This is a genomic window from Methylobacterium tardum, from assembly GCF_023546765.1.
Classification (GTDB): domain Bacteria; phylum Pseudomonadota; class Alphaproteobacteria; order Rhizobiales; family Beijerinckiaceae; genus Methylobacterium; species Methylobacterium tardum.
This window is the reverse complement of the sequence record NZ_CP097484.1, coordinates 3956409-3982835: the sequence shown is the minus strand read 5'-3', so window position 1 is coordinate 3982835 and position 26427 is coordinate 3956409. Positions and strand designations below refer to the sequence as shown.

22 protein-coding genes and 1 pseudogene are annotated in these 26427 nt (G+C 69.2%); 6 read left to right on the top strand and 17 right to left on the bottom strand.

What is annotated here, in order from left to right; translation table 11 throughout:
- Positions 1-22: 22 nt before the first annotated feature.
- From M6G65_RS19040 to bcsA, 4 genes are read right to left on the bottom strand one after another with little or no spacing between them, the layout of a single operon-like run.
- Entirely contained in the window at positions 23-2026 is a 2004-nt protein-coding gene (locus M6G65_RS19040; RefSeq protein WP_250102719.1) for a hypothetical protein, read from the bottom strand.
- Positions 2011-3162, bottom strand: a complete 1152-nt coding sequence (locus M6G65_RS19035; RefSeq protein ID WP_373323736.1) for a family 8 glycosyl hydrolase — start codon at positions 3160-3162, stop codon at positions 2011-2013. The genes M6G65_RS19040 and M6G65_RS19035 overlap by 16 nt, the downstream gene beginning before the upstream one ends.
- A complete protein-coding gene (locus M6G65_RS19030; RefSeq protein ID WP_250104261.1) occupies positions 3159-5750 on the bottom strand; it encodes a cellulose biosynthesis cyclic di-GMP-binding regulatory protein BcsB in 2592 nt (863 codons plus the stop codon). The genes M6G65_RS19035 and M6G65_RS19030 overlap by 4 nt, the downstream gene beginning before the upstream one ends.
- Positions 5751-5755: 5 nt before the next feature.
- Entirely contained in the window at positions 5756-8140 is a 2385-nt protein-coding gene (gene bcsA, locus M6G65_RS19025; RefSeq protein ID WP_250102718.1) for a UDP-forming cellulose synthase catalytic subunit, read from the bottom strand.
- A gap of 436 nt (positions 8141-8576) precedes the next feature.
- On the opposite strand from bcsA, the gene M6G65_RS19020 reads away from it, so the two are divergent.
- The 4 genes and pseudogenes from M6G65_RS19020 to M6G65_RS19005 all read left to right on the top strand — a co-directional run bounded on the left by M6G65_RS19020 (position 8577) and on the right by M6G65_RS19005 (position 13365).
- The gene (locus tag M6G65_RS19020; RefSeq protein WP_250102717.1) at positions 8577-10991 is read left to right on the top strand and encodes a response regulator; all 2415 of its coding nucleotides are present in this window, start codon (positions 8577-8579) and stop codon (positions 10989-10991) included.
- A 164-nt stretch (positions 10992-11155) separates the two neighbouring features.
- Positions 11156-11971: a cellulose biosynthesis protein BcsS gene (gene bcsS / locus M6G65_RS19015; RefSeq protein WP_238196159.1), complete on the top strand. Its 816-nt coding sequence runs from the start codon at positions 11156-11158 to the stop codon at positions 11969-11971.
- A 6-nt stretch (positions 11972-11977) separates the two neighbouring features.
- Positions 11978-12631, top strand: a pseudogene (locus tag M6G65_RS19010) (adenylate/guanylate cyclase domain-containing protein); the annotation flags it as partial.
- Between the two features lie 143 nt (positions 12632-12774).
- A complete protein-coding gene (locus M6G65_RS19005; protein ID WP_238196160.1) occupies positions 12775-13365 on the top strand; it encodes a response regulator transcription factor in 591 nt (196 codons plus the stop codon).
- Between the two features lie 103 nt (positions 13366-13468).
- On the opposite strand, the gene M6G65_RS19000 is transcribed toward M6G65_RS19005, so the two are convergent.
- The 8 genes from M6G65_RS19000 to M6G65_RS18965 all read right to left on the bottom strand — a co-directional run bounded on the left by M6G65_RS19000 (position 13469) and on the right by M6G65_RS18965 (position 20436).
- A complete protein-coding gene (locus tag M6G65_RS19000) occupies positions 13469-14737 on the bottom strand; it encodes an MSMEG_0569 family flavin-dependent oxidoreductase (RefSeq protein ID WP_250102716.1) in 1269 nt (422 codons plus the stop codon).
- A 37-nt stretch (positions 14738-14774) separates the two neighbouring features.
- Positions 14775-15056: an MSMEG_0570 family nitrogen starvation response protein gene (locus M6G65_RS18995; RefSeq protein WP_250102715.1), complete on the bottom strand. Its 282-nt coding sequence runs from the start codon at positions 15054-15056 to the stop codon at positions 14775-14777.
- On the bottom strand, positions 15049-16224 hold the full coding sequence (locus M6G65_RS18990) for an MSMEG_0565 family glycosyltransferase (RefSeq protein WP_250102714.1): 1176 nt from the start codon (positions 16222-16224) through the stop codon (positions 15049-15051). The genes M6G65_RS18995 and M6G65_RS18990 overlap by 8 nt, the downstream gene beginning before the upstream one ends.
- Entirely contained in the window at positions 16221-17216 is a 996-nt protein-coding gene (locus tag M6G65_RS18985) for a sll0787 family AIR synthase-like protein (RefSeq protein ID WP_238196164.1), read from the bottom strand. Before M6G65_RS18985 ends, M6G65_RS18990 begins: the two co-directional genes overlap by 4 nt.
- Complete coding sequence (locus tag M6G65_RS18980; protein WP_238196165.1) at positions 17216-17761, bottom strand: MSMEG_0567/Sll0786 family nitrogen starvation N-acetyltransferase; 546 nt, start codon at positions 17759-17761, stop codon at positions 17216-17218. Before M6G65_RS18980 ends, M6G65_RS18985 begins: the two co-directional genes overlap by 1 nt.
- The gene (locus tag M6G65_RS18975) at positions 17758-18861 is read right to left on the bottom strand and encodes an MSMEG_0568 family radical SAM protein (protein WP_238196188.1); all 1104 of its coding nucleotides are present in this window, start codon (positions 18859-18861) and stop codon (positions 17758-17760) included. The genes M6G65_RS18980 and M6G65_RS18975 overlap by 4 nt, the downstream gene beginning before the upstream one ends.
- A complete protein-coding gene (locus tag M6G65_RS18970; protein WP_250102713.1) occupies positions 18815-19891 on the bottom strand; it encodes a Nit6803 family nitrilase in 1077 nt (358 codons plus the stop codon). The genes M6G65_RS18975 and M6G65_RS18970 overlap by 47 nt, the downstream gene beginning before the upstream one ends.
- Positions 19892-19953: 62 nt before the next feature.
- Positions 19954-20436 carry an MSMEG_0572/Sll0783 family nitrogen starvation response protein gene (locus M6G65_RS18965; RefSeq protein WP_238196167.1) on the bottom strand — a complete coding sequence of 161 codons (483 nt, stop codon included), beginning with the start codon at positions 20434-20436 and terminating at the stop codon, positions 19954-19956.
- A gap of 361 nt (positions 20437-20797) precedes the next feature.
- On the opposite strand from M6G65_RS18965, the gene M6G65_RS18960 reads away from it, so the two are divergent.
- Positions 20798-22237 (top strand): aminotransferase-like domain-containing protein, encoded by a 1440-nt coding sequence (locus M6G65_RS18960; protein WP_238196168.1) that lies wholly within the window; start codon positions 20798-20800, stop codon positions 22235-22237.
- A gap of 315 nt (positions 22238-22552) precedes the next feature.
- The gene (locus M6G65_RS18955; protein ID WP_238196169.1) at positions 22553-22933 is read left to right on the top strand and encodes a nuclear transport factor 2 family protein; all 381 of its coding nucleotides are present in this window, start codon (positions 22553-22555) and stop codon (positions 22931-22933) included.
- A 171-nt stretch (positions 22934-23104) separates the two neighbouring features.
- On the opposite strand, the gene M6G65_RS18950 is transcribed toward M6G65_RS18955, so the two are convergent.
- The 5 genes from M6G65_RS18950 to M6G65_RS18930 form a co-directional block, all read right to left on the bottom strand.
- On the bottom strand, positions 23105-23509 hold the full coding sequence (locus tag M6G65_RS18950) for a DUF983 domain-containing protein (RefSeq protein WP_238196170.1): 405 nt from the start codon (positions 23507-23509) through the stop codon (positions 23105-23107).
- Positions 23510-23589: 80 nt separating this feature from the next.
- Positions 23590-23748, bottom strand: a complete 159-nt coding sequence (locus M6G65_RS18945) for a hypothetical protein (protein WP_238196171.1) — start codon at positions 23746-23748, stop codon at positions 23590-23592.
- A gap of 85 nt (positions 23749-23833) precedes the next feature.
- Positions 23834-23971, bottom strand: coding sequence for a DUF2474 domain-containing protein (locus M6G65_RS18940; protein ID WP_238196172.1), 138 nt, complete (start codon positions 23969-23971; stop codon positions 23834-23836).
- Entirely contained in the window at positions 23971-24978 is a 1008-nt protein-coding gene (gene cydB / locus M6G65_RS18935) for a cytochrome d ubiquinol oxidase subunit II (RefSeq protein ID WP_238196173.1), read from the bottom strand. The genes M6G65_RS18940 and cydB overlap by 1 nt, the downstream gene beginning before the upstream one ends.
- Before the next feature lie 10 nt (positions 24979-24988).
- On the bottom strand, positions 24989-26407 hold the full coding sequence (locus M6G65_RS18930; protein ID WP_238196174.1) for a cytochrome ubiquinol oxidase subunit I: 1419 nt from the start codon (positions 26405-26407) through the stop codon (positions 24989-24991).
- Positions 26408-26427: the final 20 nt, after the last annotated feature.

Here is a 26427-nt window from a genome sequence, read left to right as displayed (position 1 = left end):
GCCACGTAGGTCGCCGCGCGCCTCACGGCGTGGTCCGCTCGGTCGAGGCGGAGGTGTCGTAGGCCGAGCGCGCGGGCATCTGGAACCGCTTGGCCTCCGAATTCTCGGGCCGCTGACGCTCTGCCTGCTGGTCCTGCCACAGGGTCCCGGCAGCGGGCGGCGTCAGGAGTTCCGGCTTATCCACGCCGCGATAATCGGGCAGCAGGGCGTAGCCGAACCGCTCGTAGGGCATCGGACCCGCGCCGGGCACGCGTCGCGCCACCAGGGGCGGCGCCTGGGTCGCGGGCTCCTTGATATAGGTCCCCGCGGGAACGGGCTCGGCCAGCGCCCGCGCGAGCCCCGGCGGCGGGTAGCGCAGGGCGTTCTCCATCGAAACCGCCAGGGGAAACTCGTTGCGCTGGACGGCGAGGGGTTTCGCATCCGCGGCGGCCGGCGGCAGGTCCGGCCGGGGCACCCGGTTGGCCGGAGGAGTCTCGGCCCGCGCCGCGGGAGCCCCATGGCGCCCGGGCCCAGGCGTGGGGGGCGCGGGGTCGCAGGGCAGCGGCGATCCGCCGGTCGTCTCGCGGAACACCAGGTCGACCACCTTGGGGAAGAGGCCGTCGTAGCGGTTCACAACTTCCAGGAACGGCCGCTGCCGCTTCAGTCGCTGGAGCGTGAGGGCGTAGCCGAAGACGGTGCCCTCACTCGGCATCCAGGCGACGGCCCGCTGAAACCATTCCAGGGCCGTGTCGAACTGGCAGGAATTGTAGGCGTACCACGCGAGCCCCTGGGCGCCTTCGCCCGAGGTGGAGGCCGTCACGACCTGGGCATAGCGGGCGATGCGCGCGGGCTCGATCGCGGGCGGACGGGGCAGCGTCAGCTTCTGCTCGAGGATGTCGATGTAGAGCAACTCGTTGCCGACGAACCGGTCGCGCCACGCGTAGGCGACCTCCTCGGCCTCGCGCGCCATGTCGAGCTGGCGCAGGGTCAGGGCGAGCCCGTGGGCGACCATGGCGTCACCGTTCCGGGCGATTGCCTGTTTGAACCATTCGAGCGCTTCGCGGAATTGGCGGCGCTTGTAGGCGTACCAGCCGAGCAGGCTGGTCTGGCTGGGATCGCCGCTCTTGCGGGCGACGGTCTGGAACGCCGCGAAATCGGCGGGGGTCGGGGTCTCGGCGCTCTCCTCGTGCAGGAAGGCGGCGATCCGCGCGCGCGTGATGTCGAGGCGGATCGCGTCGAACTCCGAGGTCCCGTTCGCGCTGCGGTGACCCATCTCGATCAGGCGCTCCGCCTGTGCCATGCGCAGATGCGCCATCGCCTTCTGGATGGTGGCGAGACGCACGCCGGAATCGGCGCTGCCGTCGAGGATCGACTTGTAGAGCTCGAACGCCTCGTCGCCCGAACCGGAATCGCCCAGGGCGTCGGCGACCGTCCAGATGCTCTGCACGTCGAGCGGATCGAGGGCACCGGGGTCGGCCCGGTAGAGATCGATGACCGCGGTGGCGTCCTTGCCGGTGAGCGCCGTGATCCGGGACCGGAACTCGGCCCGGCGGAGCTTGCGGGCCAACTCCTCGGAAGGCTGCCACGCAGCATCGATCGAACGCCGCGCGGCGATCGCCGCGCGCAGGTCGCCGAAGCGTCCCGCGGTGAAGAGGTCCCAGAGGGGCGCCTCCTCGGGCGGGCTTGGCTGCAGCGCGTCGAGATCCGGCGGCTCGTTCCAGCCCGGATAGAGCCGCTTGAGACGGGCGATCTCGGCCTTCATCCGCGCCGTCTGCTTCTGGGCCGCGTAGTAGCGCAGAGCGCTCTCGCCGACCATGTCGTTCGTGCGGGACGTGGCCGGGTCGGCCAGGATCGCCGGCGCGCGCGGGCCGTCGCCGTAGACGATGCGCGGCTCGGCCCGCGTCGGCGCAGCGGAACTCTGCGGCGGGGGCCCGGATCGCGCGTCGACCTGCGCGGCGGCGGGCGAGGCGGCGAGCGCCAGCACCAGAAGACAGGGGGCGGCCGGTCGGAGTCGAGCCGGCGGAAGACCAGTCAGGACTTCAGGCATGACGGGTAGCGCATGCGGGCCGCGGTCAGGGCGAGGAGGCTCAGGGTCGCCGGATAATAGTTCTGGTTGCCGATATCGCCCCGCGCATCTTCCGGAAAGGGCGTGCCGTCGAGGGCACAGGCCACCAGGGCCGAGAGCCCCAAGTAGCCGGACTCGGTGAGCCATTCGACCTTCCGCCCGTCGCCGGTGTCGACGATCGGCAGCCGTTCCCGGTCGGAGCCCGACCACAGGGCCTGGAACGGTGCGAGGTCGTCGGGACGCACCAGTCCCGCCCAGACGAGGTAGAGCGGGATGCGGATGGCGTTGTAGGAGAACAGAGGCGGGAAGCCGGTCGCAGGATGCGGAGCGTCCTTCGCGGAGATCCACTCGGTGGGCAGGTTGCTCGGACCAAAGCGGGACTGCCGCAGCAGGGCGAGGCCGCTGCGCGTCAGGGCCGCCCAGTCGTATTCCGGCGCCACGAGGGCGAGGCGCGGGAAGGCGGGGAAGATCCAGTAGGAGAGGTTGATCAGCGGACCGTCCGGGCGCTCCCGGGCCGAGAAGCCCGAGACCGCGGGGAGCAGCAGCGCCCCGTGCGGGTCCCGGAACAGGATGGTCTTGCGCCCGAACTCGATGGCGATCCGGCGGGCTGCGGTGCGGTAGCTCGGCTCGTTCCAGGCCTCGGCCGCCTCGGTGAGCGCCCAGGCGACGAGGATGTCGCCGTCGGTGGCGTTGTTCATGTCGCCCACCGCCGGCCGCTTGTCGGGAGACCAGCGCCACGCCAGCAATTCGTCGCCTCGGACCATCAGGTTGGCCCGGGTCCAGCCCCAGATCCGCTCGAAGCTGATCCTGTCGCCCGCCGCCACGGCGAGCAGCATACCGTATCCTTGGCCCTCGCTGTGGCTGATCTGACCGTTGGCCGTGTCCACCACACGGCCCTGATCGGTGATGAACCGGGAGCGGTAGGCCCGCCACGCGCTATCGTTGCCGAGCTTGCCGACGAGGCCAGGGCTAGCCGCCTTCCCGGCCTGAGCGGGCTGCGCGCCGGGTTGCGCCGTGCTCGGTGGCACGACGGGCTCGTCCTGCGCGGAGGCCGCCGCCGCGGGCAGCATCGTCGCGACGACGAGGGCGGCGGCGAGAGGAGCGCGGTCGCGGCTCATGAGTTCCTCCTGCCGACGTTGCGCACGAGGCTCGTGGTGGCGAGGCCGAGGCAGAGGGCCATCGCGAGGGTCATGCCGACGTAGTACTCCGTGTTGACCGACAGCCACGCCGCGGAGACGAGGCGCAGGTTCGCCAGGGATCGCGGCTGCGTCTCGACGATCTCGATCCGCTCGGGCCGGGACGTCATGAGCGTCCCGTTCGACGCGTCGAGGAAGGCGGCGCTGCCGCCAAGCTTCGCCCAGACCACGGGATCGACGAGGCAGGAGACGGACGCCTTCAGCAGCGACGTGTTCGGCGCGGTGACGATCACGGTGTTGCTCGACTGAACCGGCTGCCCCTCGGCGATCAGCAGCGAGGCCGTGGCGGGGACCTCGACCGTCGCGTCCGACTTCACCTGCGCCGACACTGTCTGGCGCAGGGATCGCACCGTGTTGGTAATCTCGTTCCAGACGGAGTCCAGGGCGGCCCAGATCTGGCGTGAGCCGCGCGTCGATGCCTCCCAGCGGTCGATGAGCTCACGGTCCGACGAGGAACCCGGAGAGGTGGCCGGGGCCGATGGCGGGGAGGGCGCGGCGCTCGCCTCGCTCTGGGACGCCTGCGCTTGCTGGGGCTGGACGGGCTGCGCCGGGCGCACCTGCGGGACCAGGGTAGGCAGGGCGCAGCGCATCGGCAGGTTGCGTCTCAGGCGATCGAGGGTGAGCACGCCCTCGGGGCCGAACTGGCCCGGGGTGGCGACCATGTCGGCGCGGCCCTCCCAGACCCGCTGGATCTGCTGCGGATCGAAGCCGAACGATTCCAGGAGCGCCGGATCGAGGGCGCGGGCGGGCGCGACCACCAGTTGGCTCGTATCGGAAGCCACCTGTTGCTGGGTCACCACCTCGAAATCTATGACCCGCTCGGATGCCATTGCCAGACGGGCGGCCAGGGTCGCGGCGGCATCGGCGCTGTCGCGGTCCGGAGTCGGCAGCACGAGGCGCGGACGCTGCCCCGGGACGACGAACGGGACGGCGCCGCCTTTGATCGCCGCAAGGTCGGGACTGCGCGCCGCCCGGGCGAAATGCGGGATCTCGATCCGCGAGCGGTCAAGGAATAGGAAGCGCGCCTGCTTCGCCGCCGGACTCAGCGTGTCGCAGACTTGGTCGGCGGCGTTCGGCAGCTGCGCCGAGATCTCGACGTGATTCACCCCCGGACGCCAGAGGCTGAAGGGCAGGGGAATCGCGCTGTCGCCGAACACCTCACCGCGCCCGTCGGGGAGCGGGACGCTCGCCGCATTGCGTCCGTTGATATCGATGACGATGCGGGCGTCCGGCGAGAGTCCGGCGACGTAAGCCCCGGCCAGGTGCAGCATGACCTTGCCGTAATCGGCCGGGACGAAATCCCCAGGGAAGCGGAGGTCGAAGCCGACATGGAGCAGACGGCCCGAGAATTCGCGGGACGTTGCGCCGAGGCGGTCGAGCGTCAGGCTCTCGCCGCCATGCACCATGTAGCCGCGGAAGAGCTGAACAGCCTTGAGTCCGTCCGGCGTCCCCGTGTCGGCCGGAACGGCGAGGTTGATGATCGCCTGACGGACGTCCTCATCGCGGGCTCCCGTGACCACCAGGGTCGGCGGCGTGTTCGGCCGCGTCGGCAGCATGGCGAGGCGGGGCCCAGTGACCGGGCCGAGCTCGGAGACCCCTTCGACACCTGCGATCTCGGAGGCGGTGCCGACGACAAGGTTGATGCCGTTGCGGCCCTGCAGGAGGGGGCCGAACGTCACGGTCGGCCGGGCGACCCGCCCCACGAGTGAGAGGGCCTGCACGGCCCCGATCATCCGCTCCAGCCGCGCCAGGTTCGGGCGCTCGTTCAGGATGACCTGGATCGGCAGGGCGCCGCTCTCGTCGGGCTCTGCGGCAGCGAGGGACCGGACGTCCATGTCGGTGGCCGTTCCGACCACCAGGCCGGATCGCGACGGGTCGATCTGCGTCCACAATTCGTAGGTCGCGCCGACCGAGCAGTCGACGCGGTGGCGTTGGCTGGCGGTGAAGGTCACGGCATTGTAGCCGGGCTTCAGCACACCGTCGGCAATGGCGAACTCCACCACCTTCACGGCGCCGGGCGCCTGGATACGAGTCCAGCCAACCTTCGTGCCGTTCACGAAGGCGTCGAGTTCGGATGTCTCCGGCGCCACCGAGATTGCCGACAGATACGAGAGGCGCAGCCGTGCCGGTCCCCGCGTCTGCGCCTCGGTGAGGTAGACCGGGTAGCGCAGGGAATCCTCTTCCCCGGTCAGGCGGAAGCCGCGCGGGCCGGACGGAAGCCGGCGCGCCGGCGCGATGGTCGACTGGATCACCGCGCGCGGCACCGTCTGCGGCGCGGCGGCCCGCGGCGGCTCGGGCGGTCGCGGCGTCGATCTCGGCTCCGCCGCCGCCGCGTCCGGCCGGCGCGCGGGTCTTGCCCCATCCTCGGACGGCGCACGCAGGGCGTTGCCGCTGGGCGGGACCGTCAGCCGCTCCGCCGGGCCCGAGCCCAGGAAGCTCTGGGCCAGCGCCGGGCCGCTCGCGAGACCGAGTAGCAGCCCCAGCACGGGGAGGTGCAGCCGGGCGCCCATCGCCGTCACGCCGCGCTCGTGCGCCGGCCGCGAAGCTCGGCCAGGGTGCGCTCGTTCTCGTAGTCCATCATCAGGCGGACCCAGTCGTCCCCGCTCTCGGCGTCGGAGGGTTTGGCGGCCATGGAAAGGGATGGCGCCGCACCGGCCGTCGCCGGGCCCGGGACAGACGGCGCCGGGGCGAACACCCCGAGCGGCGCGTCGTAGACCGGTGGCTCCTCGATCTCGACGGGCCGCGGCTGTCGGCTGGCGAGGAGGTAGCGCAGGGCGCGGAACGGCTCGACAAGGCCCCACCACGCGAATTGCAACGTGCCGCTTGGGATGTCCTTGTGCCGCCGCCGCCGCAGCTGGAATCGCCGCATCGCCTCGGCGTCGCCGTACATGAGGCCTGCGAGCGCCGTGTAGTCGCGGATGGCCAGCGTGCCGAAGTTCATCCGCATGACGAGTTCCCGGCCGTCGCGCGTCGCCTGGTCCAGATGGACCGGCAGCGGCGCGGTCCGGCGTGCGCCGGCCGTCGGCTCGACGCTGAGCGTTCCCCGAAGTTGCGGGCGGGTGAGGCCCTGATCGAGGGCGCCGCTGAGGAGGCGCAGGGTGCAGCCCTCGGCGGAGACGCGCTCGATCGAGACGTCGACGCTGTGCCCGGAGAGGGTGAGGACGCCGCGGCGGTCGATCGCCAGCGATGGGGTGCGTTCGAGCTGGCGCCGCTCGGCGCAGACCCCCAGGGAGGCGCCTGCGGTCAGCAGGTTGAAGAAGTTCCACAGCCCGACGACCAGCATCAGGTTGGTCACGCCGGGCTCATACAGGTAGCGCCACGCCGCGACGGCGCAGCCGAGCATCAGGAGCAGATAGATCAGGAAGAACGGCAGGGCGAGCGACGAGATGTGGTCGTGGTCGAGAGTCGCGCCCTTGTTGGTGACGTTGAAGGTCGGCTTGCGGGGCGAAGCGATGACCGAGACGATCGCCTTAACCAGGTAGACGCCCTGAATGTACTCGTAGAGTTCCGACACGAACGGCCAGCGGAACTTGCCGTAGACGTAGTTCTGGATCATCAGATTGATGATGATGTAGGTCAGCGTATAGGCGATCGACTCGTCCACGCTGGCCACGAAGATCTTCAGATCGAAGAAGATGTGCAGCAGCGGCGCGAACATGAAGATCAGCCGCGGAACCGGGAAGAACCAGAACGCCATGCTGGAGAGATAGGCGATCTTCTGGATCGGCTTGAGGCCCTTCTGGAAGACCGGATTCTTCAGGAGCAGGATCTGGAACATCCCCTGGCACCAGCGGGAACGCTGGCCGATGAAGTCCGTCAGCGTGTCCGGCTGCAGGCCGGCGATCAGCGGCTTGTCGACGTAGGCGCTGGTCCAGTTGCGCGAGTGCAGCTCGAAGGCGGTCTCGCAATCCTCCGTGATGGTGATGCCCGAGAAGCCGCCGGCCTCGTCGAGGGCGGTGCGACGTAGCAGGGCCGCCGAGCCGCAGAAGAACGAGCCGTTCCACTTGTCGAGGCCGCGCTGCGTCACCGCGTAGAACATCTCGTTCTCAGAGGGCATGCGCTCGAAGGTTCGCAGATTGCGCTCGACCGGGTCGGGGTTGAGGAACGCGTGCGGCGTCTGCACGAGGAACAGACGCGGGTCCTGCGCGAAATAGCCGACGGTCTCCGTCAGGAACGAGCGGAACGGGACGTGGTCGGCGTCGAGCACCGCCACGAGGTCGCCCCGGGCATGGGCGAGGCCATTGTTGAGGTTGCCCGCCTTCGCGTGCTCGTTGCGGGCGCGGGTGAGATAGCGGGCGCCGAGCTCGTCGCACAGCGCCTTCAGCTCGCTCCGGCGGGCGCGCGCCGCCGCGGCCTTGGCGGCGTCGGCGTCGCTGCATTTCTGGTCGGTGCCGCCGTCGCCGAGCAACCACACGGTGAGCTTGTCGGGCGGGTAGTTCAGCTGCCGCGCCGCCGCCAGGGTCATGGCGAGGATCGTGGCGTCCTCGTTGTAGCTCGGCACGAACACGTCGACTGCGGGCAGGTCGGCGGCCGGGGCAGCCGGCGGCGGGTCACGCCGCAGCGGGTCCGCGTTGATGATCAGGCTGACGAACAGGATGAAGACGCAGTAGAGCTCCGCCACCAGCAGGATCAGGCCGAACCCGAAGCTGACCGGGTCGCCCGGCGAGGGCAGGGTGTTGGTGAGCCGCCACAGGATGTAGCGCAGCACCACGAGGCTGCCGAGCGCCATGAAGACGAACCGCGTCCGGGGACCGTCGAACACGGCCCACAGCACAATCATCACCGCCATGGCGGCGAGGCTCATGGCGAGCTGGGCCTGCGTCCCGACCGGCTGGCTGAGCAGGGCGAGGCTGGCAACTGTCGCCCCAACCCAGGCCAGCCAACGCAACGCCTGCCTCACGCTACAGCCTCCCGGGCCAAAAATCCCTCGGATCGAGGTGCAACGGCTCTATGACCGGGTTTGTACAGCGATGATGGTCAATGAACAAATCCCTTCGTAATATCCGCGCCGTTTCACTTGATCGGAAATTACGGTTAACTTAGGAATGTGGGCGTCCCAGACGACGGACGGCGCGGTGAAGTCGATCGGTCTTCAAGAGCGGAGTCGAAACGCGCGGGCGCGTCGAATACATTAACGATTCGTTCTCGACCGTCGCAATAATCGGCGACGGCGCGGCGGATGCGACGAAAAGCGCCACGGATAGTCATGATGAAACGTGCGGCGTGCCCGGCAGGCCGCGTCCGGAACAGGTGCCGCCGCCTGGATGCGCCGTGGGCCTTAATCGACCCTTAACGAAAATCGAGCCTCGCTCGGTACCGACCCCTCGGGCGTACGGATGACCGCGAAGCCGCTGCAGATATCCCTCGGATTGCTGAACGCGCTGCAGGTGGCGATCGCCGCCGCGGCGGGGTTCGCGGCCGCCGTGCTGATCGTCGCTCCGGCCGCTCAGCCCGGCACTGCATCGTCTCAGCAGGAGATGGTCGGCTCGGCCTCGCGCGCCTACGTCGCCGCCATCGCGGCGCGGTTGCGGCAGACCGTGGGTGATGCGCGCAACGCCGCCCTGACGCTCCGCGACGATGAGGGCCTGCTCTCCCCCGACCAGCGCGCCGCACGCCTGCGCGCGTGGCTCGACCTGAACCCGGCCTACCGGGACGCCGCGCTTATCGCGCCGGACGGCACCGTGCTGGCAGCCCAGGACGAGCGCCGCATCGGCAGCAGCGTCGCGCGGCAGACCTGGTTCCTGCGCGGCCGTGCCGCCGGCGTGATCGTCGTCACCGACGGGGCTGACTCCGACTCGCCGTTCGGGGCCGCCGTCGCGCTGGGTGAGCGTGGGCAGGACGGCCTGCTGCGCCTCGACGCCAACCCAAGCTACTTCACCAAGGTCGAGGAGGACGTGCGCCGCGCCGCGGCGCTGCCCGAGACACTTGGGTTCCTCGTCGCCACCCCGGACAGTCGGGTCCTCGCCGGGACCCCGGACGCCTTCCGGACGATAAGCGTCTCGGCCACGACGCCGATGCGCGTCGCGGCCGAGATCGGTTCCCCGGGATGGCTGGTGACGGCGCAAGCCGTGCCCTCCGGCGAGTCGCTCGCCGCGGCGCCGGACTGGCGGATGCTCGGCATCGGCCTCGCCCTCGTGGCCTGCGCGGCCGCCCTCGGCTTCGTCGCGGGAGAGCGGCTGACGCGACCGCTGCGCCGCCTCCTGAAAGGGGAGGGCGAGACCGATGCCGAATCCACTGCGCCTCACATGTGGATCGGCGAGTTCGCGGCGCTCTCGGACGTCTTCGCGGGCCATCGCCGCAGCGCCGGGCTGATGATGGCCGGCGCCGGATCCGAGTTCGCGCGGCTCAAGGCGCGACTGGCCACTTTCGAGTCGATTTCCGGTTGGGCCTGCTGCGAGATCGATCCCGACACCGGCCGCACCCTGCTGGATTCCCGGTCCGCGGGCGGACCCGACGGCGCCCCGTTCGCCGCCTGCTTCGTCGCCGACGACCGGCCCGTTCTCGACCGGGCGCGCTCCGCCGCCCTCGCGGCCGAGGGTCCGACCGACGTGGTCCTGCACCTGCACGACTGGCCGGAGCAGCAGGTTCAAGTGAGGCTGCACTGTCTCGCCGATGCCAGTGGCGACCGGCGGCTCTTCGCCCTGATGCGGAAGCTGCCGGGCGGCGAGGCCGCGACCCTGCCGCCACAGGTCGAGCCGCGCCGCAACCTCGTCCTGCGACGGGTGACCGATGGCATCGTCCACGAGTTCAACGACGTCCTCACCGTTGTGCTGACAAATCTCACGCTGCTCACGCGTCGGCATGCGCTCGGGGACGATCAGGAACGGTTGGTCGGGCGGGCCACGGCCGGCGCGCGCCGGGGTGCGGCGCTCACGCGCCGGATGCTGCACCTCGTGCGCGGCGACGAGACCGGCATCACCCTCGCCGAGACCGACCTTGCCACCACCTTCGAGGGTTATCTGCCGTTCCTGGCCGCAAATGCCCTTGGAGAGATGCCGGTCCTCAATCGCATCCCCGCAGGGTTGCCGCCCGTCCTGTGCAGCGAGCGCGTGCTGGAGCTGCTGCTCCTCAACCTAGCCTTCCATATCCGCGACGCCGGCCACGCCGGCTTCGCCATCGCGGCCGTCGAAGGGATTCCCGACGATGCGAGCACCGCGGCAGCGTCGTCGGCCTACGTCCGGGTGCTCGTCAGCAGCGGTCGCCGCCCCGCGGCCGCGCCGCTGCCGGCCGGTACGGGACCGACCCTGGCGACGGTCGCCGCGCTGGTCACCGAGAGCGGCGGCTTCTGGCGCCTCGTCCGCGACGGGATCGGCGCCGAGCCTTTCCTGGCCGAATTCTGGCTGCCGGCCGCACCCCGCATCACCGCCAAGCTGCCGCCAGCCCGCTTGGCTGGCCTGAAGATCCTACTCGTCGAGAGCGACGGCCTCGTGCGAGCGAGTGTCGCCGAGGTGCTTGCGGATCTTGGCCACGCCGTGGTGCAGGCCGCCTCCGGGGCGCATGCTCTTGAGGTTCTTGCCCGCGACGCTGCCTTCGACGCGATGATCGCCGATCAATCCATGCCGGTGATGGCCGGCCTCCAGCTCGCCGCTACGGTGGTCGAGCGGTATCCGGAGATTCGGATCATCCTCGCCAGCCCGCATGGCCAGCTGCCGCGATCCGCCGACGCCTTCCTGCGCATCGACAAGCCCTTCCGCAACGAGGACCTGCAGGTCGTCCTCGACATCGCGGTGAAGCGTGCCCGCGCCGCCTGATTGCGTCTTGCTCCGCCCCCCGTGCAGCCGCCAGGAGCGCGCTCAGCCGCCCGATCTTGGCGGCTACATCCTGATCGAAAGCCAGTCCATCCAAAATCGAATGTTAATCATTGTCGTTGAGTGTTGATTAAAGCGTAAATCGTACCTTAACGGAGCCGGTGAATATGGGCGGGACCGCAGAACCGACTGCCCGACGTCCTTTCGCTCCGTTCACGACTGCTCTGGCCCTCTCGTGCGCCTGCGCCGCGGCGTCCGCCACAAGCGCTGCAGCCGCAGACCTTTCGACCAGGGCCGCGGGCGTGGACTGGTACACCGGCGCCTCGCAGCAGGCGGTCGATGACAGCTGGGCCGTCGCCGTCGACGGCTCGACCAGCGTCACGTCGAACAGCTCGGCCTTCGGCGCCGTGACGGTGACTGCCGCGCCCAACGGTTCGCCCACGCAGGACGGACTGCGCGTGCGCGTCGATGCCATCGGTGGAACCTACTCGTATCCCGGCCGGTCCGTCGCGACGCGGGTGACCGGCTACCAGCAAGAGGGCGCCTTGCAGGCGGGTTACGAGTGGGTCTGGAAGGACGCTGCCCTCGCCGGTTTCATCGGATTCAATGTCCGCAGCAATCAGCTGTCCGTCCCAGATCCAGGCAACCCGGTGGTGGGCACGGGCGTCGGATTGAAGGTCGCCGGCAATTTCTACGCGACGCCGACCGACCGGACCATGGTCTCCGCCTACGGCTCATACTCGACTAAGTTCAATGCTTACTATTCCCGCCTGCGGGTCGGCTACATGCTCGCTGACGGCGTCTATGTCGGGCCGGAAGTGCTATTCCTGGGCGACGATTTCTTCCGGCAATATCGCATCGGTGCGCATCTGACCGGCGTGCGGTTCGGACCGGTCCAGATGTCCGTAGCCGCCGGCTACGTCCGGGATCGGGTTCAGGGCTCCGGCTACTACTCCAGCATCGAGGCCCGCTCGACGTTCTAACACCACCTCGCACCGCAGGTCGCCGAGCTCGTGGATCGGGCCGGCGATGACAGTGTCCTCGATGGACAGCGCGTCGAAGTCGTCGTCGTCTTCGACGACCTGCGCGGCTTCACACCGTTCTCCGCCCGATGCGAGCCGACCGTGGTCATGGATGTTCTGAGCGAATACCATGCGGTGATCGGTGCGGCCGTGAACCGGCACGGCGCGACGCTCGTGAGCCTCGCCGGCGACGGCGTCATGATCCTGGTGAACGCGCCCGTGGTCTGCCGCGAGCCGGCGTTGCGGGCCGCTCGCATGGTCATCGAGATGTAGGCGACGGTGCAGGTCCTGGCCGCGACCCGGCGGGCGCGCGGCCATGCGCTCGGCTTCGGGATCGGCCTAGCGATGGGACCCGCCACGGTCGGGCGCATCGGCTCCGACAGCCGGATGGACTACACGGCCATCGGCACGGTGACGAACCTCGCATCGCGCCTGTGCGCCTCGGCCCAGGACGGCCAGATCCTCGTCGATCGCACGGCGGCCGAGGCGATCGGGAGCGGCGTTCCCCTCGTTTTGCTCGGGACGCGGCGCCTGAAGGGCTTCGACGATCCGGTTGCCGTCTTTGCCGTGGCCGCTTGTCAGGGGACCGACGCCCGGCCAACGCCGGGTGCGGCGGCGTGAGGCTTTGCGCTTGGCGAGGGGCGACGGGATGAGGCGACGCGCCATTCTCATAGGGCCGGTCACTGCCCTGATCGGCGGCGTCTTACCCCGCGCGGTGCGGGCGCTGCCGCGAGACGGGGCGCTTTCATCCCCGGAGCCGGAGCATGCCCAGAATACTCTGCGTTGAGGACGACGAGGAGACGGCGAGCCTGCTCGCGGAAGCCCTGGTCGACCTCGGCTACACGGTGGAGCGCGCCCCGGACGGGGAGGCGGGGTTGTCGGCCATCCGGATGTCGCCTCCCGACCTGGTCGTGTGCGACGTGCGCATGCCGAGGATGAACGGCCTGGAACTGCTCGAGCAACTGGCTTCGACCGCCCCGCACCTCGCGCGGATCCCGTTCGTGTTCCTCACGGCGCTCGACGATCGCGGCAGCGAGATCGCCGCGCGCCGCCAGGGCGCGGATGACTATCTCACGAAGCCGGTCGACTTCGAGATGCTGGCCGTCGTGGTGGAGCATCGTCTCCGCGCGGGTCGCGGCGGGCAGAGCGACGACGCGTTCGGCCATCTGACCAGCCGGGAACGGGAAGTGTTGACCTGGGCCAGCCGCGGGAAGACGTCCGCCGAGATCGCCCTGATCCTCGATTTGCGGGAGCGAACCGTCAACTTCCATTTCGATCAAGCCATGAAGCGCCTGAACGTCGTCAACAGAACGCATGCGGTGGCCCGTGCGCTCTCGTTGCGGTTGATCGATTGAAGGATTTCGGCCGCTCGAGCGGCTACGCCAGACGGTCTGCAGATAGGCGTCGGTCCTTGCCGTCAGCCCGGAGAAGCCGTGGCCGCCGTTGCGGGCGACCGGTTCACACGGCGAACTTGAGGGCAAACCGCTCGGCACCCAGGCGCTTCTGGATGATCTGCACGATGTATTCGGCATCGCGGCCGACCGCACCGAAGCGCCCCGAGCCCCAGGTGTTCAGCCAGGGCAGGCCGATGAAGTACACGCCGTCCTCGTTCGTGACGCCGCGCTTGTGCTTGGGGCTGCCCGCGCCGTTGAACACGGAGGCATCCAGCCACCGGAAGTCGGGCGTGAAGCCGATGCACCAGACGACGCTGGTGATGCCGGAGCTGTCGAGGGCGAGGCTGAGCACTGGCTCGTCCGGCTCCCAGATCGGGGCGTAATGATCCTGCGCCGGGGCATCGATGCCTTTCTCGGCGATGTACTTGTCGATGGCGGCGTTGATGCCGTTATAGGTTCGGTCGGCTTGGTCGAGGGAGCGCTTGAGGTCGCCCCGGAAACGCAAGCTGCCGTCCCGGTAATCCTCCATCAGGCCGTAGAGCTTCATGCCCTCGGTTGCGAAGCGACGCAGGTCGATGTCCCGGCCACCGTCGCGACCCGTCACGTAGTGATTGGTGTTGTCGCGGACGCCGTCGCGCAGCGGATGGTCGCCGACGGTCATCTCGTAGTAACCCATGTCGGCGAGCCACGTGACGACGTCGCGGCCGCGGTAGAAGCGGGCACAGCGGGGCGCATCGCCCACCGCCAGGTGCACCTTGCGTCCGGCAAGGTGGAGGTCCTCGGCGATCTGCGCGCCCGATTGCCCGGAGCCGACCACCAGAACCTCACCCTCGGGCAGCTGGGCCGGATTGCGGTACTGGTTCGAGTGGATCTGGGTGATCGCGGGCGGCAGCTTCTCGGCCATGCGCGGGATGATCGGCGTATGGTAGCCGCCCGAGGCGACAACGACCTCGTTCGCGGTGTAGTCGCCCTCCGATGTCTGGACCGAGAAGAGGCCGTCGTCTCGCCGCACCACGCGCGTGACCGTGACTCCCTCGCGGATCGGCGGGTTCACCTTGGCCACGAAAGCTTTCAGGTAGGCGACGATCTCGTCCTTCTTCATGAAGCCGTCCGGGTCGGGGCCATCGTAGCGATGACCCGGCAGGTCGCACTGCCAGTTCGGCGTGACCAGGCAGAACGTGTCCCAGCGCTGCGTCGCCCAGGTGTGCGCGGCGGTGTACTTCTCGAACACGAGGTGTTCGATCCCGCACTGCTTGAGGTGGTAGCTGACCGAGAGGCCGGCTTGGCCGCCGCCGACGACGACAACGGGGACGTGACGGGGGTTGGAGGTCATGGCTCTGGCTCCGTGAGGGTCCGGAAGGGGCGTCGGCTCAAGGCTCGAAGGACTCGACGGTGACTTGGCCGCCAGGAGCCTGCCGCCTCGCGGCGGCTTCGATGCGCGCGAGCTGGTCCAGCGCGGAGGAGCAGGCGAAGCCGTACTTCTCGCGAACCCGCTCGCTCGCGATGTTCAGGGCCGCGCGGGTCTTCATGACGAACTCGCCGAGGGCATAGCTCTCGCCCGGCGTGAGGAAGTCCTTCACGACGAGGGAGGGCGAGTAGCAGGCCTCGCGGCGTCCGTCGGGCCAGCGAACGTGGAAGTGCATCTCAGGCATGGATCGGCTCCTGTCGGACGCGGGCACAGGCCGCGTAGGCGTCGAGGTGGCGCTCGGCGCAGCCGCGCCAGGAATGGGCGGCGGCGCGCGAGAGGCCGGCCGCCTGCAGGCGCGTGCGGGTCTCCGGCACCAAGGCCGCCGCCATGGCCTGGGCGATGTCCTCGGGGTCGGCCGGGTCGACGAACAGCCCGTCCGTCGGCTCCAGGTATTCGGTGAAGGGCGGCTGCCGGGAGACGAGGGCCGGCGTGCCGCAGGCCATGGCCTCCAGCACGCACAGGCCGAAGCCCTCCTTCCAGGACGGAAAAGCCAGCAGGTCCGCAGCCCGGTAGAGCGCCGGCATTTCGGCCTGAAGGACGGGGCCGGTCTCGATCACGGGCAGGCCCGGGCCGACGTCCAGGCCGGCCGAGACCAGCGCCGCCCGACACCGCGCACGGTAGGCGGCGTGATCGAGGAGCGAGGCGCCTCCGACGACGACGAGCTGCGCGTGAGGGTAGCGACCCCGCAGCCGGGCGAAGGCCTCGATGATGCCGATCGTGTTCTTGCGCTCCTCGAAGCCGCCGACGGCGAGGATCACTGGCCCGTCGCCAAGGCCCCAGCGCTCCCGCACGACCGCGTCCGCCTCGGTCGGCTCGCCGCGATAGACCGAGAGGTCGACCCCGTTCCCGACGATCCGGGCCTCGGCGCCGGTCTCGTCCTTGATCCAGTCGGCCCAGAGGCGGCTGACGCTGAGGAGGCGGGTGGCCTCGCGGATCGAGCGGTTCTGCCACGCCGCGAGCTGCGGGTCCGCGAAGCTGTCGACGTGGTGGACGGTGCGGGCGAAACCCGGGATCAGGCGCCTGTGCCTCAGGGTCGCGAGCGCGTTGCCGCCGATGCCGTCATGGGCGTGGAAGACGTCGAAGTCGCAGGCGGCCGATGTCGAGAAGTGGCGCAGGTAGTCGTGGATGCGGGTCCGGACGAGATCGACCGTCGCGCCACCGACCGGCTCGGCCGCCACCGCCACGGTGGGGCAGGCCGCGGCCCGGAAGAAGCCGCGGCGGGACGGGTCAGGGGCGTGGACCACCGCTTCGTGGCCGAGGGCGCACAGGGCCTCTGCCAGGGACAGGCAATGCGCGACGCCGCCCCGCGGGTTCGCCGAATGGGTCAGGATGGCGATGCGCAGGCCCGTCACGCGGCGGCCCCCGCTTCATCCTGGCCGCAGCCCATGAGCGGGCTGGCCTGGAAGTCCCAGACCACAGCGTCGTCGCCCGTTGCGCCACGCACCCGGGTCACCCGGCTCGCGTCGACGCGCCCGATCCGGGCGGCGGCGATGCCGCGCTCGGCGAAGCGCGCGGTGACGGCCGGCGTGTGGTCCGGACGCACGCTGACGAGGTAGCCGAAGCTTGGGAATGCGGTCAGCCAGCGCGCGAGCGGGACGTGGTCCGGGCGCGGGATCGCATCGAGGTCGATGACGGCGCCGACGCCCGAGCATTCGAGCAGCATCAGGGCCGTGCCCACGACGCCCGCCATGCTGATGTCCTTGGCCGCACAGGCCAGACCATCCTCGGCGAGCGCCGTCAGGAGCGCGAGGTCGCCGCGCAGCCGCGCCCCCGGCGCGCCGGTGGAGGCGTCCCAGTAGGGGTGCGGATCCCGGAAGCGTCCGCGCAGGTCGATGGCCGCGACGAGGTCATCGCCCGGCTTCGCGTCGAAGCTCGTCAGGAGGCGCGGACCCGCCCGGCCCAGCACGGCGACCGCGAGGTTGCCGCAGGACGCGCGGGTATTGGTGTGCCCGCCCACCACCGGCACGTCGTAGAGCGCGGCCGCGTCGGACAGGCCGGCCAGGATCGGGTCCGCCCCCGCTGGGTCCCGGCTCCACAGCGCGTCGACCACCGCGAGCGGGCGCCCGCCCATGGCGGCCACGTCACTGAGGTTGACCATGATCCCGCAATACCCAGCGAAGTACGGGTCGGCCGAGACGAAGCTGTCGAGAAAGCCCTCGATGGCGAACAGCAGATGGCCGTCGCCGTCCGGAATGGCGGCGCAGTCGTCGCCGACCGGAACCGCGGCGTGCTGGCTTCTCAGCCCCAGCCGGGCCACCACGGCGTCGATGTCGCGCTTGTGCGCGACGCCGCGGGCGTCTCGGATCTGGCGGGCCAGCGCCTGGATGTCGACGGCGTCCGTCATCACGCGGCCTTGCGGAAGGTGACGAGCCCGTGCTCCGGGTCGTGCATCGGCGGGTATGCCGCGAGGTCCGCCTGCATCAGGTGATGCGACCGCCCGTGCAGGTCGACGGCGTCGAGGCTTGCCCAGTGCAGGGCCTGGAACAGCGGCACGTTCCGCTCCTGCACGTGGGCGCGGAAACGGGTGCAGCCCCGGGCATGGGCCGAGGAGACCGCGACCTGGATAAGCCCGGCGCCCAGCGCGGCCGTGCGACGGAAGGCGCTGGCGACGGCGAGGCGCGAGCCCCACCACTCGCCGGGACGCTCGGCCACCTCGTGGATGCGCACGGTGCCGACGACGGCGTCGGCATCGCCGCCGAGCGTCGAGAGTGCGCAGATCGGTATGGCATGCGCGTCGATCGCGTCGCGGTCATCGTCCGCGAAGATGCCCTGCTCCGCGCAGAAAACCTGGCGGCGCAGGGCCGCGCAGGCGCGCCTCTCCCAGGCACTCGTGGCGAACTTCACGCGGAAGTGGCTCGGCCGATAGGGCGCGACGGGTTCGAGGATCACGCCGCCACCCCCGCACGCTCGTAGGTGGACAGCGCCGAGCAGGCGCCGCATCGGCCGCAGCCGGCCTTGATGTCGGTCGAGCGCAGGTTCGCGCCGGCCAGCATGTCGGCCAGCGGCTTCAGGACGGCGTGCATGAAGTCGGGTCCGGGGGCCGGATGGCTCTCCAGCGGCGTGCCGGAGATCGGCACGAAGGGCACCACGAACGGGTAGACGCCCATGCCGATCAGGCGCTCGGCCATCGCCAGGATCGCCTCCGGTGCGTCGCCCAGGCCGGCCAGCATGTACGTCGAGACCTGGCCGCGCCCGAAGACCGGAACGGCGGCTTCGAAGGCCGCATAGTACCGCTCCAGAGGCACCGACGCCTTGCCGGGCATGATCCTGGCCCGCACCTCCGGCGTGACCGCCTCCAAGTGCATGCCCAGCGCGTCGATGCCCGACGCCTTCATCCGCTCGAACCAGCGGTCGTCGTCGGGCGGCTCGCACTGGGCCTGGATCGGCAGGTCCGCCGCAGCCTTCACGGCGAAGGCGCTCTCGCAGAGCACGGCGGCGCCCCGGTCGGTGGCGTTCGGAGTGCCGGTCGTCATGACCATGTGCTTCACGCCGTCGAGGAGCACGGCGGCGCGGGCGACCTCGGCCAGCTGCTCCGGCGACTTGTGCGCCACGGTGCGACCCGCCGCCAGGGACTGGCCGATGGAGCAGAACTGGCAGGTCTTGGCCCGGCTCGCGTAGCGGATACAGGTTTGCAGCACCGTGGTGGCGAGAACGTCCCGGCCGTGCAGCACGGCGATCTTCGAGTAGGGCACGCCGTCGAAGGTCGAGAGCGCGTAGAAGCGCGGTTTGCCCGGGAAGGTCGCCTGCCCGATCACCACGCCGTCGTGCTCGATCACCGAGACGCCGTCCGCGTCCGGGCGACGCACGAGAAAAGGCGAGTCGAAGGCGGTCTCGGTATGGACCGGGACCATCACGGTGCGGCCCGCGATGGTCATCGCCTTGTGGTCCGAGGGGCCGGCGCCGCCGCGGCGGCTCGGGGCTCCGGCCCGGCTGTCGGCGAGCCTAACGCCGTAGGACTGCAACGCGTTGATCAGGCGCTCCGTCGGCATCCCGATCAGCCCCGCCACGACCGGCGGGAAGGAGGGTTCGTTCGTCAGAAGCGGGCTGGTGCTCATGGTCGAAGCTCCGGGAATCGGACGGTGAACGGACCGGCTGGTGCACGAACGAGGCCGGGCGGTCGTCGTGGAGGAGGCTGAGGAGCTCGGGGCGCGCGTAGTGGCCGACCGAGTCCATCATCCGCTTGCGCTTGGTCACCAGCGCCATGTCCATGTCGGCCATCAAAATGCCTTCGCCGGGCCCGAGCGGCTCGGCGAGGTGCTTGCCCTCGGGCGAGACGATGGCGGTGCAGTTGCCGCCGCGGCAGGCGCCGCGCAGCCGCTCGTCCGGGCAGACCTGCGCCACCTGCTCGTCGGTGAGCCAGCCGGTGGCGTTGACCACGAAGCACGCCGCCTCCAGGGCGTGGTGGCGGATCGTCACCTCCATCTGGTCGGCGAAAATCTGGCCGACCAGCGAGCCCGGGAACTGCGCGGCGTGGATCTCTTCGTGGCGCGCCATGAGGGCGTAGCGGGCGAGGGGGTTGTAGTGCTCCCAGCAGGCCAGCGCACCGACGCGACCGACGGCCGTCTCCACGACGTCGAGGCCGGCGCCGTCGCCCTGACCCCAAATCATGCGCTCGTGGTAGGTCGGCGTGATCTTGCGCCGCTTCAGCTTCAGGCTGCCGTCTGCGTCGAAGATCAGCTGCGCGTTGTAGAGCGAGCCGTGGTCGCGCTCGTTGACGCCGAGCACGATCACGGCGCTGTGCCGCCGCGCCGCCGCCGCGATTGCCTGGGTCAGCGGACCCGGGACGGTTGGGGCGCGCTCGTAGAGCTTGAGGTGCTCGGCCCCCTGCATCGCGGGCGGGAGGACGAAGGAAAAGTAGGGGTAGTAGGGCACGAGGGTCTCGGGGAAGACCATGAAGCGCGCGCCCTTGGCGGCGGCCTCGCCGATGGCGTTGAGCACGCGCTCCAGCGTGCCCTCCGGCCGGTCGAGGTCCGGCGCGATCTGGACGGCGGCGGCCCGCACGATCCGGGTCTCTGACATGGATGATCCTCCGGCTGAGACGGCGGCCGCGTCGCGCGGCCGCCGGATGCGCTGCGCGGGTGTCAGACGGTCCAGGTGTCGATGATCACCGCGTTGTCGCGCTTGTGCAGGAGGATGCAGTCGAGGACGTCGAGGGGGTTGATCATGCGGATGCCCTCGATGAAGGCCGCCTCGCCATGGCCATACAGGGCCTGGGTCGAGAACCGGCAGGCGTAGACCTTGCCGCCTTCGGCCATGAACTTCTCAAGCTGGTTGTTGAAGTTGAGGTGGCCCGGGAAGGCCTCGTCGCCGAGCCGCGGAAAGCCGCGCTGGACGCCGAGGGTGATGCCGGGGCCGTAGAGCAGGATGGAGGTCTCGAAGCCCTTGCGCTGCAGGCGGGTGGCCTGAAGCAAATTCACGAGGCCGATGGAGCCTTCGAACGCGACGGTGTGGAAGGTCACCAGCGCCTTCTGGCCCGGCTCGGCCTTCACGTCCTCGAAGACCTTCTCCTCGTAGTCGACCAGGACGTCGCCCTTCTTGTGGTGTTCGCGGTTCACGGCGGGCATTGATTTCGCTCCTCGAAGGACAGGACCGCGACAGGTGAAGCTGCCGGTGGCCACGCGTCATCAATGGCAAGCGGTGTGCCAGACGTCGGCGCTCAGTGAACCGATCAATGCGTCTTAGAGGGATGCATACAATTGTGCGATCAACGGAGCCGCTACTCCCTTCAAGGAATCAACGAATGGCGCTCGCTCGGAAGGCAGTACAAGTCTAGTTTGTGGTCGTTCAGTGCGCGTTGTTGAGCCACCGATTGATAGTATTGTATGGACTGTGCGAGCGATGCTCCCGGATCAGCGTCGCGGTACGGCACTTGCAAGCCATACAATCTCACATTGATCGCATATTGATGGTGCAGGCGCGCGACGGATGAAGACGACGGAGCGAGATGGGCGATCCGGCCTCCAGAATGCTGTCACCGGGGCCTGGGCCCCGGACCTGAAGCAGTGGGGGAAGCCCTATTACCTCGCCATCGTGGAGGCGCTTGCGGGCGACATCCGTCTGGGCCGCTTGACGCCGGGCACGCGCCTGCCGACCCAGCGCGCCCTCGCCGAAACGCTGGGCCTGAACTTCACGACCGTGTCCCGCGGCTACGTCGAGGCGCACAAGCGCGGCCTGATCGAGGGGCGCGTCGGCCAAGGGACCTTCGTGGTCGATCCGGCCCGCTCCGTCCGTTCAGGCGGGGGAACCAGCGGGGCGCGGGTCGGGCCGGTCGACTTCACCATGAACCTGCCGCCCGAGCCCGATACGCCGGCCCTGCGGGCGCGTATGCAAGCCTCGTTCGCGGAACTGTCCGGCGACCTCGCCAACCTACTGCGCTACCAGGGCTTCGGCGGCACCGATGAGGATAAGGTCGCGGCGTTACGCTGGCTGAAGGGCCGCGGGGTCGACACGACGCGAGAGCGCCTGCTGATCTGCCCAGGCGCGCACAGCGCTCTGTTCAGCGTGCTCGGGCAGGTCGCCCGGCGAGGCGACACGATCTGCGCCGAGCAAATCACTTACCCGGGTATCCGCGCGCTCGCGGCCCATCTGGGGCTGCGCCTCATCGACCTGCCGATGGATCGGCATGGCGTTGACCCGGACGCCTTCGCGGCCGCCTGCACCAAAGTCGCGCCGAAGGCGATCTACCTGAATCCGCTGCTGCAGAACCCAACCACCGCGACCCTATCCCGCTCGCGCCGGGAGGCGATCATCGCGGTGGCTCGGCGCTATGCCGTCAGCATCATCGAGGATGACGCCTACGCGCGTATCTGTCCGGCGCCGCCGCCGAGCTTCGCCGAACTCGCGCCCGAGGTCACCTACTACGTGGCAGGTGTGGCCAAGTGCCTGGGAGCGGGGCTTCGCCTCGCCTTCCTGGTGGCTCCGAGTGCCCGGGCCGCCCTTCCACTCGCGGGCTCCCTGCGCGCCGCGACCGTCATGGCCTCGCCGGTCTCGACGACGCTGGCGACGCGCTGGATCATGGACGGCACGGCGGAGGCCATCGTGCAGTTCGTCCGTGAGGAATCGGCCGCTCGCCAGCGCATCGTGGAAGCCCTGCTCCCGGCCGGGACCTACACCGCCGACCCGCACGGATTCCACGTCTGGATCACGCTGCCGGAGGGCTGGACGCGGTCGGCCTTCGCGAGCCAGGGACGGTCGGCCGGGCTGGGCGTCGTCGCGAGCGATCCCTTCTGCGTGGCAGGCCCGCCGCCTGAGGCGGTGCGCCTCTGTCTCGGCGGTCCCGCAACCCGGCAGCAGATCACACACGGCTTGGAAGTGCTCGCCCATGCGCTCGAAGGCTCGCCGGCCCTTGCCTCGACTTACATTTGAGCTGAGCGGTATCCACGCCAGCCGTCCCCGTTCGTGCTCTTAATGTCTTTAATTAGCAAAGTCCGATGTGCATCCACTTCAAGCAGATGTTGCCGCCGTAATCCGGTGAGCTCCGCTTCGGATGACAAGCGGACCTCGATCTTTCATCCGGAAGTGGATGTTCAGCGTTCGACCCAAAATTCACGTCGATGGTGACTCGCCGTATGCTCCAAAGCACTCGTGCGTAGCGCTGCGGCCTCGGCGGCTGACGGCGCGTGCCTCCATGGCAGGCCACTCGAAGCGCGCGTTGAGCTGAAACGATGAGGGAGGTCTTCCATGAGCGATCAGGAGATCAGACACGCTCTCGACCGGCACTGGGCCGCTTCGGACGCTGACGATTTTGAGGACGAGCACCAGATCTATCGCGACGACGCCGTGCTTGAGTATCCTCAATCCGGCGAGCGCATCAGCGGGCGGCGCAACATCCAGGCATCTCGTACGGCGCAACCCAACAAAAAACGGTTTGCCGTGCGACGGATCGTCGGCTCTGGAGATCTTTGGGTGACGGAGTACGTGCTCACGTATGACGGCAAACCATCCTATACGGTCAGCATCATGGAGTTCCGTGATGGGAAGGTCGTTCGTGAAACGCAATATTTCGGCGACCCATTCGCTCCGGGAAGTTCACGTTCGCAATGGGTTGAGCGAATTGTCTGACATCCCGCGTCGGACTTAGAGCGGAAACCGTCGAGAAGCGGGGGGGGGGCGCTCTCTGGATCCGGCGGTCGCGAGCAGACCAGCGGATACCCACCCGAAGCGGATCTTCCGTGTGTCCGAGACGGGGCGCGAGCAGCCCTTCGAGAGCGGGTACCGAGTGTCAGGTTTGAGCTACTCGGTCTGATCGCGGGTGGAGGCGCTTGGCCGCGCGATGCGTCCTTCCTCGGCCTTACGGATATACTGCTCGGCGACGAGCCAGCCCTTGAAGAACCGAAGCGGCAAAGTGCAGGCAATCAGCACGATGGGCAGCGTCGTGACGGCATGCACCCACAGGGGCGGCGAATAAGTGAGTTCAAGCCAGATCCCGAATGCCGTCGCGGGCACTGCGGCCGTCATCATCACGAAGAAGGCCGGGCCGTCAGCTGGATCGGCAAACCCGTAATCCAGACCACACACGTCACACCGAGGTGCAAGATTTAGGAACCCGTTGAACAGGTGACCTCGTCCGCAACGCGGGCACCGGCTTCGCACCGCCACCCCGATGGGCGACTGCTCGGCATAGGACGGTTCGGCCATGCGGGCTCCTCTTCGGGGGTGCAACGCGCCAAGTCCGACAGCGATGCGAGGCGACGCGACATCCCCGCCCAAGATGCGCTTCAGCGCGCGACGAGCAGGGTGATGGCGGTCGCGTAACCAGCGGCCAGGAAGCAATCGCGTGCCGCATGCTCGAAGCCGGCGTTCGTCAGGAATCGTGCGGCCGCGATGGAGAGCAGGGTCGCCGCGAGGGTGACCCCCTGTGCAAGTGCGAACCTCATCCCACTCACCATCCGGCTTCGAACTTCGCCAACATGGGCCGCCCATTTCTGGTGAGGAAAACCGTTGTCGTCAAAGGACGCTACGTCAGCCCGCCTTCAGCCAAGCCCGCAGGATGCCGGCGACGACCCCGAGGGAGAGGACGCTACCGGCCCATATCGAGGCGAACCATACGAGGCGCCGCCACAGGGGCGCCGGGTGACGGAAAGCGGAGGTGGTGTCCATCAGTGATACCCTGCGGCGTCGACTTTCCCGCGGAAGACCCAGTACGCGTAGGCCGTGTAGGCCAGGATGGTCGGGATCAGGACCGACGCGCCTACGAGCAGGAAGACTTGGCTCGCATGCGGTGCGGCCGCCTCCCAGATGGTGATCCGGCCCGGCACGACGTCTGGGAAAATGCTGATCCCGAGCCCGACGAAGGACAGCAGGAACAAGCCGAGCGCCAGCAAGAACGGCGTTCTCTCCGCCCCGCTGCGCAGCCGGCGGAAGAACAGGAACGACGCGATTGCGACGAGGAGTGGCACCTGTGCGGTGAGGAGCACGCTCGGCATCGTGAACCAGCGCTCCCAATACTTGCCTTCCAGGAAGGGCGTCGCTGCGCTGACAGCGGTGATGACCGCGACCGTCGTCGCGCCGAGCCAGAGCGAGAAGGTGCGCGCCCGGCCCTGCAGGCTCCCTTCCGTCCGCATCACCAGCCACGTGGCGCCGAGCAGGGCGTAGCCGCAAACGATGCCGAGACCGACGAGTAGGCTGAACGGCGTGAGCCAATCCCACCAGCCCCCCGCATAGGCACGGCCCTCGACCTTGATGCCCTGCAGGAGCGCGCCGAGGGTGATACCTTGGGCGCACGCAGCCACGACCGAGCCACCGGTGAAGGCGACGTCCCAGAGGGCCCGGTGACGCGGGTCGCGCCAGCGGAACTCGAAGGCGACGCCGCGGAAGATCAGGCCGAGCAGCATCGCGATGATCGGCGCGTAGAGCGCCGGCATGATCACCGCGTAGGCCAGCGGGAAGACCGCGAACAGGCCGCCTCCGCCGAGCACCAGCCAGGTCTCGTTGCCGTCCCAGACCGGCGCGATGGAGTTCATCGCCGTGTCGCGCTCGTGGCCCGGCCGGAAGGCCGGGAACAGGATGCCGATGCCGAGGTCGAAGCCGTCCATCACGATGTAGGCGAAGACCGCGAAGGCGATGATCAGCGCCCAGACCACTGTCAGGTCGATGTTGGCGAGCATGATGCGTTCCTCACTCGGCCGGGTGAAGGTGACGGTCGGGGTCGACCGACGGTGCGGGCGTGATGCCGGCGGTGCGGATCGGCGCCCCGGGCTCGATCCCGGGCTCGCCCCGGTGCGGCGGCTTCGCCATCAGGTGTAGGATGTAGAGGATGCCCATCCCGAACACGGCGAAGTAGACCAGCACGAAAGCGGTGAGCGAGGCGGCGACGGCGGGCGCGGACAGAGGCGAGGCCGATTCCGCCGTGCGCAGCAGTCCGTAGACCGTGAAAGGCTGGCGCCCGACCTCGGTGGTGATCCAGCCGGCCACCACGGCGACGAAGCCGGCCGGGCCCATTGCGAGGGCGAAGCGGTGCAGCGCCGGCCAGGCGTACAGCTGGCCCTTGTAGCGGGCGAGCAGGCTGAGGCCGCCGAGCAGCAGCATCAGCATCCCGAGGCTGACCATCACACGGAAGGACCAGAACACCACGGGCACCGGCGGCCAGTTCTCCCGCGGCACGCTGTCGAGGCCCTTCAGCGGCTCGTTCAGCCCGTGCTTCAGGATCAGGGAGGAGAGCTTGGGCACCTCGACCGCGTAGCGCACCGTGCCGGCCTCCTGGTCGGGCAGGCCGAACAGGATGAGCGGCGCGCCGTCCGGGTGGCTCTCGAAGTGGCCTTCCATGGCCATGACCTTGGTGGGCTGGTGCTCCAGCGTGTTCAGGCCGTGGGCATCGCCGGCCAGGATCTGGAGGGGCGCAACGACGGCGAGCATCCACATCGCCATCGAGAACATCGTCCGCGCGCCCGCGTTCGTCCGCTCGCGCAGCAAGTGCCAAGCCCCGACCGCGCCGACGACGAGGGCGGTGGTCAGATAGGCGGCCAGGACCATGTGGACGAGGCGGTAGGGGAACGACGGGTTGAAGACGATGGCCCACCAGTCGACCGGCACGAACTGGCCGGCCGGGTTGGTGGCGTAGCCCTGCGGCGTCTGCATCCAGGAGTTCACGGACAGGATCCAGAACGCCGAGAAGAACGTCCCGATGGCCACCATGAGCGTTGCGAGGAAGTGCAGTCGCGGGCCGACCTTGCTCATGCCGAACAGCATGACGCCGAGGAAGCCGGCTTCCAGGAAGAAGGCCGAGAGCACCTCGTAGGCCATCAGCGGACCGAGAACGGGCCCCGTCTTGTCGGCGTAGACCGACCAGTTCGTACCGAACTGGTAGGACATGACCAGCCCGGACACGACGCCCATGGCGAAGCCGATGGCGAAGATCTTGATCCAATACCGGAACAGGTCGATGAACACCTGCCGGCCGGTGGCGAGCCAGAGACCCTCCAGCACCATCAGATAGCTCGCCAAGCCGATGGAGAAGACCGGGAACACGATGTGGAACGCCACCGTGAACCCAAACTGCGCCCGCGCGAGCAGCAGGGCGTCAACGTTCGCCAGCATTTCGGTCACCTAATGCAAGT